Consider the following 18,702-nt stretch of genomic DNA (forward strand, 5'->3'; position numbering starts at 1 on the left):
GGCTCTCCGTAGTCTTGAAGCTGGTCAGCGGATGGAAAGATTACCGGTGATGACGATGGTGTCGGCGAGAATCGGGGCATCTTCGCGGTCGGGCACACTCACACCGACGAGAAAGCGGCCGTCCTCGTCCCAGATTCGGCAGGCGAGGGTCTCACCGGGATAAACGACGCCGGCGAAGCGTGTGCCGATGCTGCGGAGAAGTGTGCTGTCGCCGTCGAGCACGGTGTCGGTCACGGCCTTCGCGATCATGGCGTAGGTGCACAGCCCGTGCAGGATCGGACGCGGGAACCCTGCTGCCCGAGCGAATTCCGGATCCGAATGTAGTGGATTGCGATCCCCGCACATGCGGTACATCAGCGCCTGCTGCGGCAGGATCGGTACCGCGACCTCGGCGTCGGGTGTTCGGGTGGGCATCTCGATCTTGTTCGACGGGCCGCGTTCACCGCCGAATCCGCCCTCGCCTCTTGCGAAGATCGATGATCTAGTCCGCCACAGCTCGGTGCCGTCCGGTGCGGTCGTCACCGCTTCCTGCACGATGACGGCGGCGCTGCCCTTGTCCCAGATTTCGGTGATCCGGGTGATCGTCTCGGCTTCTCCGGTGGCGGGGATAGGGCCCGAGGTGATGACCTCCTGGCTCCCGTGCACCACCTTCGCCAGGTCGATGTCGATACCGGGGAACTGCACCCGCGGTGCCTCGGTGGCGTGGAACGTCGCCGCCACGGTGGCGAATGTGGGCAGGACCTGAGGTTTCGCGTCGTCGAGGTAGCGCAACTCCGCGTGATCCAACGGGCGTGATCCAGCGCCGATCGCGAGATGGTAGGTCTGGACGTCGTTCGCGGTCCACGAAAAGCGTTGCGGCGGTAGTGTCGCGCCGATGGCAACGTCCGGGTCGATGCTCACTGCGGTGTTCGCGCGATCATATCGAGTACCGCGAGATAGCCGAATGTCATAGCGGGGCCGATGGTTGCGCCCGGTCCGGCGTACGTGTGGCCCATGACGGGTGCGCTGGCGTTGCCGACGGCGTAGAGCCCATCTATGACGCTGCCGTCGTCCCGCAGCACGCGTGCGTCGGCGTCGGTGACGAGCCCACCCTTGGTGCCGAGGTCGCCGGGCACTATCTTGACCGCGTAGAACGGTGGCTTGTCGAGCACGCCCAGGCTGGGGTTGGGCTTGTTGGTCGGGTCGCCGTAGTACTTGTCGTAGCCACTGTTGCCGCGGCCGAAGTCCTCGTCGACGCCGGTTCGGGCGAAGCCGTTGAAGCGTTGCACCGTCGCTGTGAGCTGCGTGGCCGGGAGCCCGGTCTTCTCGGCGAGTTCGGTGACGGTGTCTGCCTGTACGACCACGCCGGCCTCGAGCCAGCGCGAGGGGAATCGCTTCTTCGGTTGCAGGCCCGCGAAGATGTACCGGTCGCGGTAACGCTGGTCGATGATCATCCACGTCGGAATGTTCTCGCCCGGGCCGTCGCCGACGCCGAACTCTCCGCCGTACATCGCGTGTACGGCTTCGACATACGGGGCGGCTTCGTTGAGGAATCGTGTTCCCGACGCGTTGACCATGATGCCGCCGGGCAGAGTGCGTTCGGCGATGCAGAACCAGGGGCCACCGGTCAGCGGGATGGAAGGTCCCCACCATGCGTCGTCCATGAGTTCGACAGCAGCGCCCAGTTTCTGACCGGCGCGAATCCCGTCGCCGGTGTTTGCTTTCGCCCCGACAGTCCACTCTGTGCCGATGGGTTCGCGCTGGTATTTCTTGCGCATTTCCTCGTTGTGTTCGAAACCGCCGGAGGCGAGCACGACGCCCAGCCTGGCGTGGAAGATTCGACCGTCACCGGTTTCGACGCCGCTGACTCGACCGCTGTCGTCGACGCAGAAGTCGACCATCGGGGTGTCGAGAAGAACGGGAACCTCGGCGTCGAGGAGGCCGGCACGTAGCGCAGCGGCGAGGGCTTGGCCACGGCCGAGCAGGTGCTTGCCGGTGAGTTTCGCTGCCAACCATCGCATTCCGACGCGGAGCACCCGCGCGAGACCGCTGGGGTGACGCCTGAGCAGGTTGATCGTCTTGTAGTCGGCCTGGGTGAGCACGACGTTGAGCGGCGCTTTGCCGTAATCGGGTTCGAGGTTGTCCACCTCGGGTCCCAGGCAGGAGGCGTCGAACGGTGTCGGCTCGATCGACCGGCCGCCGACGCGTCCGCCGGGAGCCTCGGGGTAGTAGTCGGAGTATCCGGGCACCCACTGCATCTTCAGCGGCGAGTTGCGCAGTACGAAGCCGAGCATTTCTGGTCCGCGTTCGAGGTAGGTGTCGATGCGCTCCTTGGAGACGACATCGCCGATGATCGCGTGTAGGTAGTCGCGGGCCGCTTCCGGGGTGTCGTCGACACCGTCCGCCTGCAGTGTCTCGTTGTTGGGGATCCACACGCCCCCGCCGGAGCGGGCGGTGGACCCACCGAAATGCGGTGCCTTCTCGATGACGACGACGCTGGCGCCTCGATGGGCGGCGGTCAGCGCGGCCGTCATGCCGCCGGCACCGCTCCCGACGACGATGATGTCGTATTCATGCTTGCTCATGTAGAACACGTTATAGAATGACCGAGCTGTCAGTCCATGCTTTCTGCCAGGAAGAATCGGATTCGACTACTTCGATAACAAAAACACGTTCTAGTCGATGACGGAGGTATGCGAGTGACCTGGGATCTGAGCACCGACGTAGTAGTGGTCGGCTTCGGAGCGGCCGGAGCGGCGGCATCCATCGAGGCCGCTGCAGGTGGGGCCGACGTCCTCGCGCTCGATCGCTACGAGGGCGGGGGCACCAGCACCATCTCCGGTGGAGTCGTCTACGCGGGCGGCGGAACCTCGATCCAAAAGCGAGCAGGCATCGAGGACAGTCCCGACCAGATGTACGCCTATCTGGAGAAGGAAGTCGGCGATGCAGTGAGCCCGGCAACGCTGAGGCGGTTCTGCGAGGACAGTCCCGCGATGATCGATTGGCTGGCGGACCATGGCGTGCCGTTCGAGGCCTCGCTGTGTCCGTACAAGACCTCCTATCCGAGCAACAAGCACTACCTGTACTACTCCGGGAGCGAGGCGGCCGGTGAATTCCGTGCAGTTGCCACCCCGGCGCCTCGGGGGCATCGGGCGAAGGGCCGGGGCACATCCGGAAAGATGCTCTTCGGGCCGCTCGCGGCCTCGGCTCGGGCGGCGGGGACGAGGGTTGTCCCGCAGACCCGCGCGGTCGCACTGATCGTGTCCGACGGTCGTGTCGTGGGTGTGGAATGTCGTTCGCTGCGGAACGCTCCGGCCCGGATACGTCTGCTGCATCGACGCCTGGGGCTGCTGTCGGCCAAACCCGGGATCTATGCCCCCCAGCTGCGTTACTTCTTCGAGCGCAGGCTGGCGCACATCGAGAAGAAGTACGCCGAAGTGCTCCGCATCAGAGCGCGCCGCGGCGTCGTCCTCAGCGCCGGAGGTTTCATCGCCGACCGGGCGATGATGAAGGCGCACGCACCCCGATACACCGGCGGAATAGCGCTCGGGACAGCCGCGGACGATGGCAGCGGAATTGCCCTCGGGACCGAGATCGGCGCGGCGACCGCAAAACTCGGCAACGTCTCGGCGTGGCGGTTCATCGTTCCGCCCGTGCCGTTCCTGGGATCGTTGTTGGTGAACCGATCCGGTGAGCGAATGGTCGACGAGTCTCGCTACGGCGCTGCTCTGGGCCACGCCATCATCGAGCGCGGGGAAGGCCGGGGATGGCTGCTCGCCGACGCCGACCTGGTCACAGAGGCCAAGGCGCAGCTTCCGTCGCAGTCGATGTGGTTCCAGCGCGTTCAGAATGCGGGATTGATGTCCACGGCGAAGCGCGGTGGATCCATCGAAGAGGTGGCCGAGGCAGCGGGAATCGAACCGACCGGGCTCCGCGCCACCGTCGACAAGCACAATGCGGCCATCGCATCCGGGAGTGCGGACCCGTTCGGAAAGCACGACGACTTCCGCAGGCCCGTCGTTCGCCCACCCTTCACGCTGTACGACGCCGGCATACCTGCGGGCTCGGCCATCGCGAGGATGTCGAACCCGTGTCCGATGATCACCCTCGGTGGCCTCGTCGTCGACGAGGCGAGTGGGGGCGTGAAAGACAATGAGGGAGTTGTTGTCGCCGGCCTGTTCGCGGCCGGCCGAACCGCGGTGGGACTGTGCTCCAACTCCTACGTCAGCGGCCTCTCGCTCGCCGATTGCATCTTCTCCGGACGCCGAGCGGGTGCACACGCGGCGCAGGCAGGTTGAGTACCTGTAAAGTAGCGGCCTGGGTCGGGCAACTCACCAGGTGGAGCAGGCAGTGACGAACGACGAAACCACACACGGATCCATTCTGGCCGCGGCAATCGAAGTAGTGGCGGACGCGGGATACAGCTCGGCTTCGCTGGCGGGTATCGCCGGACGCGCGGGCGTGTCGGCAGTGGTCATCGAAGACGAGTTCCCGAGCAAGTCGATGTTGATGGCGGAGGCCGCCGCATGGATCTACGGCGACCAAGCGCACTACATCGGCTCGCGCATAGAGGCCGTACCGGAGGGGCTGCCCCGGGTTCAGACGTACATCAGATCGATGTGTGCCTACTACTACGAGAATCCGCAGCATCTGCGTGCGCTGGGTGCAGTGATCGGCAGCGGCGAACTCGTCGGGCCGCCCAGCGAGCATCCGAGTACGCGCAGGTGGCACGCTCTCGCCGACCTATTGACACAGGGCCAGCGAAACGGTCTGCTCGGTGCATTCGATGCGAGGGCGGTCGCGATCATCATCGGCGGCGCTATCGACGGACTGATCGCAGAGTGGTCACGCGACCCGACGTTCGACGTCCCCGCGGCAGCGGAGGAACTCGCGGATTTGGTGTCCACCCTGACCCGGGGCGCAGTCTTCGCGCGGTAGCTGTGCCGGTAGTGGTAGAAACAGGGGCATAAGTCCCCCCGGATCGCTGTCGGAGGGATCTACCGGGCGGAGGTGCCGAGCCGGAACAGTCACCGGTGTGTACGGCACCGCTGCTTCCCGAGAGCGGAGCAGTAGCGATGGAACTGCACGCATTCCCGATGATCGCGATCATCCTGGCCATTTCCACAGTGGCGGGCTTGATCGCAGTGCGGTTGCGTCAACCACTCATCGTCGCGTTTCTGGTGGTGGGAATCGCCGTCGGACCGGTTGGTGCCGGCTGGGTACGGGCCGACAACACGATAGAACTACTTGCCAAGCTCGGTATTGCGATCCTGCTGTTCCTCGTCGGTCTGCGGCTCGATCTGCACATGATTCGCAGCAGCGGGCCGGTGGCTGTCGCCACCGGTCTGGGACAGGTGCTCTTCACCTCCGTGATCGGATACCTGATCGCGATCGCCCTGGGTATGGATACCGTCACCGCCCTGTACATCGCGGTTGCGCTGACCTTCTCGTCCACCATCATCATCGTCAAATTGCTCTCGGACAAACGGGAACTGGACGAGTTGCACGGCCGAATCGCGGTCGGCTTCCTCATCGTTCAAGACATCCTGGTCGTCCTGGTCATGATCGCGCTGACCGCATTCGGACAGGAAACCGGGGACAGCCTCGTCGTGGGCATCGTGACCGTGCTGCTCAAGGGCGCCGGTCTCCTCGGCGGTGCATGGCTGCTGATGCGATACATCCTGCCGTGGCTGCTGCCGTACATCGCGAAGTCCCCGGAACTGCTGGTGCTCTTCGGCGTCTCCTACGCCGTATCGGTGGCAGCGCTGAGTGAGTGGCTCGGATTCAGTTCCGAGGTCGGCGCGTTCCTTGCCGGCGTCTCTCTTGCCAGCACACCGTTTCGCGACGCACTGGGCGCGAGGCTCGTCAGCCTGCGAGACTTCCTGCTGCTGTTCTTCTTCCTGGATCTGGGATCACGGCTCGAATTCACCGATGCCGCCAAACAGATCGGCGAGGCGGCGATCTTTTCGGCCTTCGTACTGATCGGCAACCCACTGATCGTGATCGTCATCATGGCGGCGATGCGATACCCGGTACGGATCGGCTTCCTTGCCGGACTCACCGTCGCGCAGATATCGGAGTTCTCGCTGATTCTCGCCGCGCTCGGTCTGAGCCTGGGCCACATCACCAACGCCACCGTCAGCCTGATCACCGTCGTCGGCCTCATCACCATCGGTGGCTCCACCTACATGATCATGTACTCGCACCAGCTCTACGCCCGGCTCCGGCCGTGGCTCTTGGTGTTCGAGAGAAAGGGCAACCACGAACCCGACTCCCACCTGGTCGACGAGAACTTCGACGTCATACAGTTCGGCCTGGGCCGGTTCGGTGGTCATCTCGCCGATCGGCTCAGTCACGCCGGTCACCGTGTGCTCGCGGTCGACTTCGATCCGCACAGCGTCAAGACAAACACCCGCGTCGGCGTGACGGCGGTGTTCGGGAGTGCCGAGGACATTCACCTCCTCGAAGCGCTGCCGCTCACTCGCGCAAAACATATTGTCAGCGCGATCCCGAATCTCGAGACCAATCTCGCTCTGCTAGCCGGGCTGATTCATCATGGCTACGCAGGATCGATCGCCTTGACCGCCCACACTCGCCATGATGCCGAAGTCCTTCGCGCCGCCGGCGTTCGAACCATCCTCGAACCGTTCTCCGCGGCCGCCGACATCACATCGACAGTGCTCAACGACCTGCTCGCCGACAGTGGCGAGGCCAGGGGCGACGAGGAACAGGGCGACGAGGAACAGGGCGACGAAGGGAACGATGACGCGGGACGTCGCTACTGATCGGGGACCGGCAGAATTCCCTCCAACACAGCATGCTCGATCGAGTCCTGCAGGCGCGGACAACTCTCCCGCGTCGCCGAACTGCCCGCGTCCCGAAAGACGGGGCACGTCGCGGTCGGGTTCGATGTCCACTGCACCGACGTCTGCTTGACGCTGTTCTTGCGCACCAACACCGCCGTCCCGCAGGCGCGGCACTCGACGGGAGTCAACCTGGAGTCGAGGTACGTCTCCTTGTCACGCACGGTCTGTGCATGGACCTCCCGGGCGCGGCCGGGATCGCCTGCGAAATCAGGCGCCTTCGCCCAATTCGACCCATCCGCCACCCCGCGTGTCATACGTCGGCTTTCTCCGCGGCCTGCTTGGCCAGGTTTTCCTCCACCTCGTGCTGCCAGGCCTCGTTGGCCTTCGTGGTGTCCACCTCGAACTCGAACCTGTCGGTCATCTTGGTGTCGACATCTGCGACGTCGACGTAGAACTGGTCGTACCACCGTCGGAGCTGATACACCGGCCCGTCCTCCTCGCAGAGGAGTGGGTTGTCGATCTTGGTCTTGTTCTTCCAGATCTCCACGTCCTGCAGAAAACCGACGCTGATGCCCTCGGTGAACTTCTGGGCCAGCTTCGTTGCCGTCTTGTCATCGATGCCGTCGGGCTTCTGCACCGTGATGCCCCACTGCAACATGAACGAGTTCTGGTCGATCGGGTAGTGGCAGTTGATGAGAACGCTCTTCACCTCGTACCCACCGTAGATGTTGGTCAGCGGATTGATCATGTAGGACGGGCCGTAGTACGAGGCCTCGGATTTGAGCAACGTGTCGCCGCCGTACTGCGAGGCCATGCCGATATCGGGTCTTCCCTTGGTATTGAGGTACTGCGACGCGATGTGCCCCTCGAAGACGTTCTTGAAGTACGTCGGGAATGCGTAGTGGATGTAGAAGAAATGTGCCATGTCGACGACGTTGTCGACGATCTCGCGACAGTTGGCGCCCTCGATGACCATCGAGTTCCACGTCCACTCGGTCCAGTCATCGCTGTACGCGCCGTCGATGCGGGGGATGCTCACCTCGTCGGGCGGCGGATTGCCCTCGGTGTCGTTCCAGACGAACAGCTGCCCGTTCTGTTCGAGGGTCGTCCAGGTGCGGGTGCGGGCCAGTGGCGGCACTCGTCGTGCATACGGAATCTGGGTGCACTTGCCGTTTGCTCCCCACCGCCAATCGTGGAACGGGCAGGCTATGGCGTCGCCCTTGACCGTGCCCTGGGTGAGGTCGCCGCCCATGTGGCGGCAGTACCCGTCGAGGACGACGATTTTCCCCGACGACTCGGCGAACACCACGAGTTTGGTGCCGAACGCCCTGATCGCATGAGGCTTGCCGTCGGTAAAGGTCTTGACGAGGCCGAGGCAATGCCAGCCGCGGGCGTAGCGCGTCGGTGTCTCGCCCACGTCAATTTCACGAATTTTTGCCATGTTCACTCCTCGGCTTCGCATCGATCGAACACTAGAACACGTTATAGAATCTGGAGCGTATCCGCTACTGACCCGTCGAAATGACTTCTCGACAGTAACGGGAACGTGTTCTAGTCTGAGGAAGAACCCACGGAAGGCAGGAGTAGGCAAAAGTGACTCATGAGGTGATGGAGAGGCTCGACGCCTTGCTGCCCACCCTGCGCGAGCGAGCGCAGGAAACCGAGGACCTACGTCGGCTCCCAGAGGAGACGGTCAAGTCGCTACAGGAGTCGGGTTTCTTCCGTCTGCTGCAACCGGCGCAGTGGGGCGGCTACGAGGAGGACCCGGTCCTGTTCTACTCGGCAGTGAAAAAGATCGCGAGCGCGTGCGGGTCGACAGGTTGGGTGTCCTCGATCATCGGTGTGCACAACTGGCACCTCGCACTGTTCTCGCAGCAGGCGCAGGAGGACGTGTGGGGGCTCGACGCCGATGTCCGCATCTCCTCCTCGTACGCACCGATGGGGGCAGGCACCGTCGTCGACGGTGGCTATCGCCTGTCGGGAGCCTGGCAGTGGTCCTCGGGCTGTGATCACGCTTCCTGGGCCATGCTGGGCGGGCCGGTCATCAAGGACGGACGCCCCGTCGACTTCGTCACCTTCCTCGTTCCCCGCGAGGACTACCGCATCGACGACGTCTGGAATGTCGTCGGCCTGCGCGGGACGGGCAGCAACACAGTGGTGGTCGAGGACAAGTTCGTCCCGACGCACCGCGTGCTGAGCTTCAAGAAGATGAACGATCACACGGCCGAGGGCCTCGAACGCAACACCGCGCCGGTATACAGAATGCCCTGGGGAACAATCCATCCGACGACCATTTCGGCACCCATAGTCGGAATGGCAGAGGGCGCGTACGCCGCCCATGTGGAGCATCAGGGCAAGCGTGTTCGCAAAGCTTTCGTCGGCGAAACCGGCAAGGATGATCCGTTCGCGAAGGTGCGCATTGCCGAGGCGAGCAGCGATATCGACGCAGCATGGCGTCAGTTGTCGGGCAATGTGGCCGACGAGTACGCGCTGTTGAAAGCCGGCGAGGAGGTGCCGATGGAGCTCAGGCTCCGTGCCCGACGCGATCAAGTCCGCGCCACTGGTAGATCGGTCGCGTCCATCGACCTGCTGTTCGAGAGCGCAGGAGCAACGGCCTTGCAGAACGGTGCACCGCTGCAACGGTTCTGGCGTGACGCACACGCTGGACGCGTACATGCGGCCAACGATCCGGAGCGGGCGTACCAGATGTTCGGTGGAGGCGAGTTCGGCCTCCCGATCAAGGACACGATGGTATGACCGCGGTGACCGAACACATCACCTACGAGTCGACGTCGAAATACGCTCGTGTACGAGACGATCTCACGCTGCACTACCACGAGGCAGGCGTCGGCAACGAGACCACGATCGTCCTTCTGCACGGCGGAGGACCTGGCGCTTCGGGATGGTCGAACTTCGCGGCAAATATCGAAGTACTCGCGCGGCAGTTCCACGTGTTGTGCGTCGACCAACCGGGATTCGGCAGATCGGACAAACCGACACAGCATCCGCAGTACTTCGTGCACAGCAGTTCGGCGCTGAAGGATCTGCTCGATCATCTCGAGATCAAGCGGGTGCACCTTCTGGGTAATTCGCTGGGCGGCGGCACGGCAGTGCGGTTCGCTCTCGACTATCCGGAGCGTGCAGGAAGATTGGTGCTCATGGGCCCCGGAGGGTTGAGCATCAATCTGTTCGCACCGGACCCGACCGAGGGCGTCAAGAACCTGGGGAATTTCTCCGCGCCCCCTGGGCCGTCGAAGGAAAAGTTGGCAGCGTTTCTGAAGGTGATGGTCTACGACCAAACGCTGATCACCGACGAGTTGGTAGACCAACGGTACGAGCAGGCATCGACGCCGGAGTCGCTGGCAGCGATGAAGGCAATGGGCAAGTCCTTCGCCGGGGCCGACTACGAGAAGGGCATGCTCTGGCGCGAGGCCTACAAACTCCGCCAACGGGTACTGCTGATCTGGGGTCGGGAAGACCGCGTCAACCCCATCGACGGAGCTTTGGTAGCGCTGAAAACCATTCCGCGAGCGCAGCTGCACGTGTTCGGCCGCTGCGGACACTGGGCTCAGGTCGAGGTGGCGGACGAATTCAACCGCCTCACCACCGCATTCTTGACCGAGGGGAATTGAGCCGTGGGAATCAGATCACTCGCCTACATGCGCATCGAGGCAACCGATATGGATGCCTGGCGTCAGTACGGATTGAAAGTCCTCGGCATGGTCGAGGGCAAGGGCGCCGTGCCCGGAGCGCTGTACCTGCGCATGGACGATTTTCCGGCGCGCCTGGTAATCGTGCCGGGGGAGAAGGACCGCTTGCTGGTATCCGGTTGGGAAACTGCCAATGCTGCCGAGCTGCAAGAGATCCGGACCTCGCTCGACAATGCCGGTGTCCCGTACAAAGAGGGAACCGCCGAGCAGGTGCAGGACCGGCGTGTGGACGAGCTCGTCATCTTCGAGGATCCCTCGGGCAACACCCTCGAAGCCTTTCACGGCGCCGCGCTGGAGCATCGTCGCGTCGTGAGCCCGTACGGACACCGGTTCGTCACCGGTGAGCAGGGCCTCGGGCATGTCGTGCTCTCGACCGACGACGACGATGCCTCGCTTCGCTTCTATCGAGACGTTCTCGGATTCCGCCTGCGAGATTCGATGCGACTGCCACCGCAGATGATGGGCCGACCGGCCGATGGCCCACCCGCATGGTTGCGCTTCTTCGGCTGCAACCCGCGGCATCACAGCCTGGCATTTCTGCCGATGCCGACATCGAGCGGCATCGTGCACCTCATGATCGAAGTCGAGAACTCCGACGACGTCGGACTGGCGCTCGATCGCGCCCTGCGCAAGAAGGTGCCGATGTCGGCGACGCTGGGACGGCACGTCAACGATCTGATGCTGTCGTTCTACATGAAGACACCGGGCGGATTCGACATCGAATTCGGCTGCGAGGGAAGACAGGTCGAGGATTCGGAGTGGGTCGCTCGGGAGAGCACCGCAGTGAGTCTGTGGGGTCACGACTTCTCGGTGGGAATGAAGTAATGACGTTCGATCCCCGCACCTTCAGAACCGTGCTCGGGCAGTTCTGTACCGGGATCACCATCGTGACAACGGTGGACGAGGACACCCCGGTGGGGTTCGCGTGCCAGTCGTTCGCGGCACTCTCGCTCGACCCCCCTCTGGTGTTGTTCTGCCCGACCAAGAATTCTCGGTCGTGGGCCGCTATCGAACGCAGCGGCCGCTTCGCCGTCAACGTGTTGGGCGAGGATCAGCAGGACACCTGCGCGAGGTTCGGATCGCGCGAACCGGACAAGTTCGCCGGTGTCGGCTGGTCGCCGTCGCCGCTCGGGTCGCCGATTTTGGATGGTTCGCTCGCGCACGTGGACTGCACCACCGAAACGGTCCACGACGGCGGCGACCACGTCATCGTCGTCGGACGCGTGCATTCACTCGGCGAGATCAACGGTGAGCGGCCACTGCTGTTCTATCGGGGCCAATACACCGGCATCGAGCCGGACAAGACTGTCCCCGCCCCGTGGCGCGACGACCTCGAAGCGTTCCTGACCGCGACGTCCTCGGACACGTGGTTGTGATACGCAGGTATTCTGACCTGCATGATCACGTTCCGACGTGTGGTGCCGGCCGATTTCCCGCTCCTCGGTGAGTGGCTCTCGCAGCCGCACGTCGCCCGGTGGTGGAATCAGGAGTTCACCCCGGAGGCGGTCGAGCGCGATTTCGGTCCCACCTCGCGCGGAGAGGAACCGGCCGAGGACTTCCTGGCGTTCGAAGACGGTGTGGCCTTCGCGCATGCTCAACGCAGCCGTTGGGTGGACTACCCCGAGGAGTCGGCAGCCATCGGTGCATCCGTCGACGTTCCCGGTGATGCCCTCACCATCGACTACTTCATCGGTGAACTTTCGCAGATATCCTCGGGGCGCGGAACCAAGCTGATCGGTGCATTCGTCCGTGACACCTGGGAGACCCACCCTGCCGCGAACACGATCATCGTGCCCGTCTCGGCCGGGAACATCGCATCGTGGCGGGTGCTCGAGAAGGTGGGTTTCCGGCGAATCGGCGAGGCACAACTCGAACCGGACAACCCGATCGACCCGCCATTGCACTACGTGTACCGGCTGGACCGACCGGGCTAGATGTGGTTCCGAGATCTGGTAACTGACGACCAGCATCGACGGCCGAATTCGCGGGTTGCCACAACTGAAAATGTGGAACCAGCTGTGCGGCTATTTCCACACCTGTTAAATTGCGGAGCGCTGGCACGCGAACAAGTGAACGGGGGGCGCTCAGCTATGGAGGGGTTCGCGACGCTAGTCGTCGTATCGATTGTGACCGTCGGGGTGGCCTGCGCCATCCTCTACATACTCAAGGTGCGTTACTTCGCCAGCGATGAGTTCCTGGCCCACAAGAATGCGATCGCATCGTTCGTTGCCGAACACAACGCGATCGCCGGCTACGTGGCAGAGATCCGCAGTCGTGGAACATTCGACCTGGGTGCGTCAGCCACGGGCGGGCAAGCGCATCTTGCATCGTTTCAGAACACCAGCCATTGGAACTACCGCCGGGACCGCAACGTCGCCAACTACCAAGCCCCGAATGTGCACAATTGCTCACTGCAGGTAGTTCGTAACGCCAGCGCAGACCCAATCAAGTACGTCATGAAATATTTCGGCATCAAAGCTGACGAGGCTCATCTCGTCAACGTGGAAGATCTCGGCGAAAGCATCGCGGGCTTGGAGGAAGCCATCAGTAACCTCCAGGAGCGCGAGGCAAGCATTACCGTGGCGGTTAACCCGCCGGCGTTCATTTTGAAATTCTTCGCAAAGGATTTTATGAAGCAGGTTGGCGTCGAGCTGTCGCCGATCACCGTTCCGTACCCCGTCTACATTTTCGAATACGTCAGTGCGGGCGGAAACAGCTCGCAGCGAACGACATTTACCTTGAACAGCCCGACGATCGATGCACTGGTCGAGACTTTGTCCCTAAAGATCCGCTGGAAAAAGAGCGCCGCTGGCCAGCGTGCTTTGATGACCACCAGACTCCGCAACCTGATCAAGGAACGGGACAATCACACCTGCCGATACTGCAAAATCTCGCTCGCGGCTGAGCCTCATCTCCTGCTCGAAGTGGATCACATCATCCCCGTATCCAGGGGCGGAATGTCCACGGAGGACAACCTGCAGACGCTGTGCTGGCGATGCAACTGAACTGTCCTGGATCTGATGGAGATCTGGTTCAAGCCACTTCGCGGTCGGAGGTGGCGGTCGAGCATTGCTGACGGTACTCGTTTTCATAGTCGACGGGCGAAACGTAGCCGATCGAGGAGTGCAGGCGACTGGTGTTGAACCAATGCACCCACGACGCGGTTTCCCGTTCGATCTCGGCCCGACCGGCCCACGACTTCTGCCGGTCGATCAGCTCGGTTTTGTACAGCCCGATCGTTGATTCCATCAACGCGTTGTCGAGCGCATCACCGACGCTTCCGATGGATCCGGCAAGTCCGGATTCGATCAACGCCTCGGTGAAGGCAAGCGACGTATATTGCGAGCCGGCATCGGAGTGATGTACCAAACCTGTTGCAGTGAATGCGAAATCGGAGCGTCTGCGAGTGAACAAGGCTTGCTCCAGTACCCCTGACACCAACGGTGTCGCCTTCGTCGCCATCACCCGCCAACCAAGAATGCGGCGTGAGAACACATCGACTACGAACGATGTGTAGACGAATCCAGCCAACGTCCAGCAATACGTGAAGTCAGCAACCCACCACTGATCCGGACGGCTCGAAGCACCCCACTGACGATCGATCAGATCTGGGTGTCGAGGCGCGCGATCGTCCGACTGGGTGGTCACCGTGCGCCGCCGCCCGCGGACGACGCCGACCGCGCCACAGATCGTCATCAACCGACCGACTTGATCACGGCCGACATCGTGACCAGCGCGTTTCATTGCGTGCCACATTTTCCGCATCCCGTAGAGCCGCCTGTTGGCCACGTAGAGCCGGTGCACGGTGTTCGCGGCGTACGCCTCCTCGAGAGCGGCTGCGGAGACGGCGCCGCGCTTCTTTGCGGCGTAATAGGTGGACGGGGCGATCTTGATGCCGTGCTCGCGGAGCACGGAGCAGATCGGGTCGACCCCGAAACGGTGGCGGTACTCGTCGATGTAGTCGACGATCACCGAAGTCGGCGGTCGACCTCCGCCGCTGCGAAAAACGCTGACGCCGTCTTGAGAATCTCATTGGCTCTTCGTAATTCAGAGTTCTCGCGCCGCAACGCTTTCAGCTCGGCGTCGCGATCAACGCCAGGTTCGGCCTCACTCTGACCGCTCGGCGGCTCGTCCTTCTCGACCCAATTCCGAATCGTCGCGGGATTGATATCGAGCAACGCTCCGACGTGTTTCCGAGCGGCGACCTTGGTGTCACCGGCCCCGGCCAGACGGTCCCGATACATCCGAACCGCCCGCTCACGCGTCTCGGCATCGAACTTCCTTGGTGCACCCATACCTGCATTCTCCTGGTGAGATCACGGTCTCCACCAGTCCCAGGACAGTTCAGGTTCAACCGTTCCGCCGCCGCAACACACTGGTGTTCGATGGCTCTGATCGTCTCCTCGCTGGCTTTGCTGAGCATCGAGGTCAACACCAAGACCTTGGTGTAGTCGAGGGTCCCGCACACGAACCGAATAGCAGTCAGCGGCATCCAGTTGAGGCGCTCGGCGACCCCGACGAGCTTGCGGGCGACATCGAGTGAGATGTTCAGTGCCGTCGCGATCTCGCACAGTGCCTCACGGTGCGCATCGGACGGGTCCCCGTAACGCCTCTCCGCGTCCACGAGCCGGAACTCGACTACCTCGCAGACCGATTCGACGATGCGGGCACGCTCGATGTTCTCTCTGTAAGCGTCGCGCGCGAGCACGCCGAGTATCCCCGCGACACACACGTCGGTGTCCAAGACGACACCCTCGAAATCCCCCGATTCGAACATACTTGCGAGTGTAAGTGATGGGTCCGACACGTTTCCCGATCCCGAATGAGAGCCGGAATAACCACTGCGACTGCAACAACCGTCGCCGCCCATTGCGCCGATCCGCGAAAGTGAGAACTCGAATCGGTTCCGTAATACAGTATCGCTATGACGGTCGAGGGGTGTCGACGGGAGCGCGCATGATACTCACGAGCCGAGTGGCCGCCGGCGTCGCCGACGGCAGTGTCTCGCTCGCCTTCCGGCGCTGGAAGACCCTGCGTGTGAAGCCAGGCAACACATTTCGAAGCACGGCCGGCGTAGTCGCAGTGGGAGACATCTCGGTGATCGCGGTTGGAGACATCACCGAGCAACAGGCACAGGCGGCGGGGGCGGCATCGAAAGACGAACTCGTCAAGACCTTCCGGGGCGACCCCGCCGATCCTGTCTTCAAGATCGAGCTGACGTGGGACGGGCCCGACACTCGCGTCGATCTCGGTGACGACGAAGCCCTTACCGATGAGGACTGCGCAAACTTGGATCGACGCCTGGCCCGACTCGATCAGTCGAGCCGCCACGGCGCATGGACACGCCGCACTCTTCTCGCCATCCACCAGCATCCCGGCCTGCATGCCGAGTCGCTTCGTGGCGAGTTGGACAAGGCAGTCTTCAAGCGCAACGTCCGCAAGCTCAAAGACCTCGGGCTCACGCGAAGCTTGCCCGAGGGTTATCGACTCTCCCCGCGCGGCTCGGAGTACCTCGCTCGACGGTTGTAGGCATCATTACTGTCGGACCCTCGTGGGAGCATGAGGCTCGTGATCATGCACGCCGATCTCGACTCGTTCTACGCGTCCGTCGAGCAGCGCGACGACCCTCGCCTTCGGGGCAAGCCCGTGCTCGTCGGCGGCGGAGTGGTGCTCGCGGCCAGCTACGAGGCGAAGGCTTTCGGCGTGCGTACCCCGATGAGTGGCGCCCAGGCGAGAGCGTTGTGCCGACACGCGATCGTCGTGCCGCCGAGGATGGACGCCTACATCGAGGCCAGCCGAGCCGTCTTCGAGATCTTTCGTGACACCACCCCGTTGGTCGAGGGTATTTCCGTCGACGAGGCATTCCTCGACGTCACCGGTCTGAGTAGGATCCGCGGGACGCCGGTGCAGGTGGCCGAGCGGCTTCGCCGGGAGGTGAAGGAGCAGGTCGGACTGCCCATCACGGTGGGCATCGCGAGCACCAAGTTCCTTGCGAAAGTGGCGAGCGCAGTTGGCAAGCCCGACGGCTTGTTGCTCGTCGAACCGGGCCGTGAACTGGAGTTTCTTCATCCTCTCGGTATCGAAAGGCTGTGGGGAGTCGGCAAGGCGACTGCCGAGAAACTGCATGCCTTCGACATTCGAACCGTTGGCGACATCGCCACGCAGACCGAGGCGTCCATCGTGGCGATTCTGGGAAAGGGCGCGGGGCATCATCTCTACTCGCTGGCGAACAACCGCGATCCCCGGCAGGTGCAGATGTACCGCGGCCGTAGCTCGATCGGTGCTCAGCACGCCCTCGGCCGCGGACCGACGTCGCCGAAAGATGTGGAGGTCTCGCTGATCGCGCTGGTGGATCGGGTGACCCAGCGGATGCGAGCGGCGGATCGGACGGGGCGGACGGTGGTGCTTCGGCTACGGTTCGCCGATTTCACCAAGATCACGCGCTCGCACACGCTGACTCGCGCAACCGCTGACACCCAGGACATTCTCGACGCCGCGCTTGCCCTGCTGCGCGAGGCCGCATCGTTGATTGCGGAGCAGGGAATCACGCTGGTCGGAGTCACTGTTGCCAACATCGAGCGCAGCGGAGCCGAACAACTCGAGCTGCAATTCGAGAAGGAACAGGACGCACCGAGTGCGTCTGCACTCGACCTCGCCCTCGACTGTGTCCACAGCAAGTTCGGGAAGAAGGCGTTGACGAGGGGCGTGCTGCTGGGCCGGAACTCGGGCCTGACGGTCCCGCTACTGCCGGACTGAAATCTGCAGCTCGAAGTTCTTCGGCATCAGCGTCAGGCGTTCCTCGATCTTCAGCTGGTACGCCGGGTCGGCACGGAACTCGAAGCGTTGAAGGATCGTCCCGAGAACCAGAACGGCTTCATGGATGGCGAATTGTCTTCCGATGCACGCGCGTTCTCCGGTGCCCCACGGCTTGTAGACGTGCCCCGGCCGTGCTCGAACGTTGGCCGAGAGGAAGCGGTCCGGATCGAATCGATCGGTGTCCTCACCCCATACCGGATCGCGGTGCAATCCAGGGATGAGCACGAGCGCCCAGTCGCCCTTCTTCATCTCGTAGTTTCCCCCGATGACGGTGTCCTCACGTGCCTCTCTGGCGAATGCCGGCGCGGTCGGCCATAGTCGCAGAGCTTCGTCGAGGATGCGGCGCACCAGCCTCAGTTTGGGAACCTGTTGGAACGTCGGTGACTCGGATCCCCACACCTCGTCGACTTCGGCGCGAGCGGCCGCCATGATGTCGGGGTTGTGTGCGAGGTAGTAGAGCGCGAACGAGAGCGCACCCGAGGTGGTTTCGTGTCCGGCGATGAGGAACGTCAGAATCTGGTGCCGAATGTTGATCTCGCTGAGGGCATTCGGGTTGTCCGCGTCGCGGGCGGCATCGAGCATGATGTCGAGCAGATCCGTCAGGCCGGGAGTGGAGCCTGTTTCCTCATCGCGCCGGGTGCGGATGATGTCGTCGAGGATTTCGGCGAGGTAGCGCTGGTTTTTGTCGTTCTTGCGGTCCGCTCGACGGTAGACCACGTTCGCGAGCCACGGTATGGGGAAGAGTTCACGGCGCTGATTGTGGCTCAGGACGCCCACCATGGCGTCGACGAAGGGGTGCGGTTTTTCGCGGGTGAAGGAGTCGAAGGTGTAGCTGAAGCCGGTGCGGCCGATGGTCTCGAGGGTCAGCTTCGTCATGTCGGCGGAGACGTCGACGGTCGATCGCGACTGCCATCGGGTGACGAGTTCCGAGGAGACCGACACCATGATGTCGTGATAGCTACGCATCGCGCTTGCGGTGAACGCGGGCCGGAGCAGGTCGTGGGCTTTGCGCCAGTTGGGCTCGTGGGAGTAGGCGGTGAACAGTCCGTCCCCGCCGACAGACCGGAGTCCTTCGACCGCCGGGGCGACGTGCTTGACGAACCGGTTCTCGTCGCACAGCTCGCCGGCGAGGTCGGCGCCGGCGACGATGACGAATTGTCGGCCCATCACCACGCGCTCGAAGATCGGGCCGAGTGTCTCGGCGAGGGCTATCGAGTCCTGGACCGGGGTCGACGCGTGGACGCCCACGACGTCGCCGATGAAGGGCACTCGCCTCGGCGGATGGGGGAGTGCGGGTGGGCGTGTTGCGATGTCGGCGACCATGGCGACCTCTTCGCTTGTTACTGAACTGGGATGCAATAGCGAACCTACTCCTTACTGAACCGGTGTCA

General features: G+C 63.1%; 17 protein-coding genes and 1 other annotated feature. Of the genes, 11 read left to right on the top strand and 6 right to left on the bottom strand.

What is annotated here, in order from left to right:
- Positions 1 to 24: 24 nt before the first annotated feature.
- Together KVY23_RS16675 and kstD are read right to left on the bottom strand one after the other, a co-directional pair.
- Entirely contained in the window at positions 25 to 900 is an 876-nt protein-coding gene (locus KVY23_RS16675; RefSeq protein ID WP_230557489.1) for a MaoC/PaaZ C-terminal domain-containing protein, read from the bottom strand.
- A complete protein-coding gene (gene kstD / locus KVY23_RS16680) occupies positions 897 to 2,564 on the bottom strand; it encodes a 3-oxosteroid 1-dehydrogenase (RefSeq protein ID WP_230557490.1) in 1,668 nt (555 codons plus the stop codon). The genes KVY23_RS16675 and kstD overlap by 4 nt, the downstream gene beginning before the upstream one ends.
- Before the next feature lie 108 nt (positions 2,565 to 2,672).
- Here kstD and KVY23_RS16685 point away from each other — a divergent pair, with 108 nt between their 5' ends.
- The 3 genes from KVY23_RS16685 (at position 2,673) to KVY23_RS16695 (ending at position 6,764) form a co-directional block, all read left to right on the top strand.
- Complete coding sequence (locus tag KVY23_RS16685; RefSeq protein WP_230557491.1) at positions 2,673 to 4,277, top strand: FAD-binding protein; 1,605 nt, start codon at positions 2,673 to 2,675, stop codon at positions 4,275 to 4,277.
- Between the two features lie 52 nt (positions 4,278 to 4,329).
- The gene (locus KVY23_RS16690) at positions 4,330 to 4,917 is read left to right on the top strand and encodes a TetR/AcrR family transcriptional regulator (protein ID WP_230557492.1); all 588 of its coding nucleotides are present in this window, start codon (positions 4,330 to 4,332) and stop codon (positions 4,915 to 4,917) included.
- A 137-nt stretch (positions 4,918 to 5,054) separates the two neighbouring features.
- On the top strand, positions 5,055 to 6,764 hold the full coding sequence (locus tag KVY23_RS16695) for a cation:proton antiporter (protein WP_230557493.1): 1,710 nt from the start codon (positions 5,055 to 5,057) through the stop codon (positions 6,762 to 6,764).
- On the opposite strand, the gene KVY23_RS16700 is transcribed toward KVY23_RS16695, so the two are convergent.
- Positions 6,758 to 7,099, bottom strand: coding sequence for a hypothetical protein (locus KVY23_RS16700; RefSeq protein ID WP_139318140.1), 342 nt, complete (start codon positions 7,097 to 7,099; stop codon positions 6,758 to 6,760). The two genes, KVY23_RS16695 and KVY23_RS16700, sit on opposite strands and share 7 nt — an antisense overlap.
- Positions 7,096 to 8,226 carry a Rieske 2Fe-2S domain-containing protein gene (locus tag KVY23_RS16705; protein WP_230557494.1) on the bottom strand — a complete coding sequence of 377 codons (1,131 nt, stop codon included), beginning with the start codon at positions 8,224 to 8,226 and terminating at the stop codon, positions 7,096 to 7,098. Before KVY23_RS16705 ends, KVY23_RS16700 begins: the two co-directional genes overlap by 4 nt.
- Before the next feature lie 167 nt (positions 8,227 to 8,393).
- Between KVY23_RS16705 and hsaA the strand changes: the two genes are divergently transcribed.
- The 6 genes from hsaA to KVY23_RS16735 all read left to right on the top strand — a co-directional run bounded on the left by hsaA (position 8,394) and on the right by KVY23_RS16735 (position 13,500).
- Positions 8,394 to 9,542, top strand: a complete 1,149-nt coding sequence (gene hsaA, locus KVY23_RS16710) for a 3-hydroxy-9,10-secoandrosta-1,3,5(10)-triene-9,17-dione monooxygenase oxygenase subunit (protein WP_230557525.1) — start codon at positions 8,394 to 8,396, stop codon at positions 9,540 to 9,542.
- A complete protein-coding gene (hsaD, locus tag KVY23_RS16715) occupies positions 9,539 to 10,417 on the top strand; it encodes a 4,5:9,10-diseco-3-hydroxy-5,9,17-trioxoandrosta-1(10),2-diene-4-oate hydrolase (RefSeq protein WP_230557495.1) in 879 nt (292 codons plus the stop codon). Before hsaA ends, hsaD begins: the two co-directional genes overlap by 4 nt.
- A gap of 3 nt (positions 10,418 to 10,420) precedes the next feature.
- Positions 10,421 to 11,320 (top strand): iron-dependent extradiol dioxygenase HsaC, encoded by a 900-nt coding sequence (gene hsaC / locus KVY23_RS16720; protein ID WP_075839476.1) that lies wholly within the window; start codon positions 10,421 to 10,423, stop codon positions 11,318 to 11,320.
- A complete protein-coding gene (gene hsaB / locus KVY23_RS16725; RefSeq protein ID WP_075839477.1) occupies positions 11,320 to 11,871 on the top strand; it encodes a 3-hydroxy-9,10-secoandrosta-1,3,5(10)-triene-9,17-dione monooxygenase reductase subunit in 552 nt (183 codons plus the stop codon). Before hsaC ends, hsaB begins: the two co-directional genes overlap by 1 nt.
- Before the next feature lie 21 nt (positions 11,872 to 11,892).
- On the top strand, positions 11,893 to 12,429 hold the full coding sequence (locus tag KVY23_RS16730; RefSeq protein ID WP_230557496.1) for a GNAT family N-acetyltransferase: 537 nt from the start codon (positions 11,893 to 11,895) through the stop codon (positions 12,427 to 12,429).
- A gap of 156 nt (positions 12,430 to 12,585) precedes the next feature.
- The gene (locus KVY23_RS16735; protein ID WP_230557497.1) at positions 12,586 to 13,500 is read left to right on the top strand and encodes an HNH endonuclease; all 915 of its coding nucleotides are present in this window, start codon (positions 12,586 to 12,588) and stop codon (positions 13,498 to 13,500) included.
- Positions 13,501 to 13,528: 28 nt separating this feature from the next.
- Here KVY23_RS16735 and KVY23_RS16740 read toward each other — a convergent pair.
- Positions 13,529 to 14,790, bottom strand: a protein-coding gene (locus KVY23_RS16740; protein WP_230557498.1) for an IS3 family transposase whose coding sequence is annotated in 2 segments (ribosomal slippage) — positions 13,529 to 14,496 and positions 14,496 to 14,790 — 1,263 coding nt in all. Because the reading frame shifts where the segments join, the coding sequence is not laid out codon by codon here.
- Positions 14,375 to 14,506 (bottom strand) — a sequence feature (AL1L pseudoknot). It overlaps the preceding gene by 132 nt.
- Before the next feature lie 661 nt (positions 14,791 to 15,451).
- On the opposite strand from KVY23_RS16740, the gene KVY23_RS16745 reads away from it, so the two are divergent.
- The gene (locus tag KVY23_RS16745; protein ID WP_230557499.1) at positions 15,452 to 16,024 is read left to right on the top strand and encodes a hypothetical protein; all 573 of its coding nucleotides are present in this window, start codon (positions 15,452 to 15,454) and stop codon (positions 16,022 to 16,024) included.
- Between the two features lie 30 nt (positions 16,025 to 16,054).
- Positions 16,055 to 17,251 carry a DNA polymerase IV gene (gene dinB / locus KVY23_RS16750; RefSeq protein WP_230557500.1) on the top strand — a complete coding sequence of 399 codons (1,197 nt, stop codon included), beginning with the start codon at positions 16,055 to 16,057 and terminating at the stop codon, positions 17,249 to 17,251.
- Here dinB and KVY23_RS16755 read toward each other — a convergent pair.
- Positions 17,237 to 18,634, bottom strand: a complete 1,398-nt coding sequence (locus KVY23_RS16755) for a cytochrome P450 (protein WP_230557501.1) — start codon at positions 18,632 to 18,634, stop codon at positions 17,237 to 17,239. The two genes, dinB and KVY23_RS16755, sit on opposite strands and share 15 nt — an antisense overlap.
- Positions 18,635 to 18,702 lie beyond the last annotated feature (68 nt).

This window comes from Rhodococcus sp. I2R (genome assembly GCF_020889545.1).
Classification (GTDB): Bacteria; Actinomycetota; Actinomycetes; order Mycobacteriales; family Mycobacteriaceae; genus Rhodococcoides.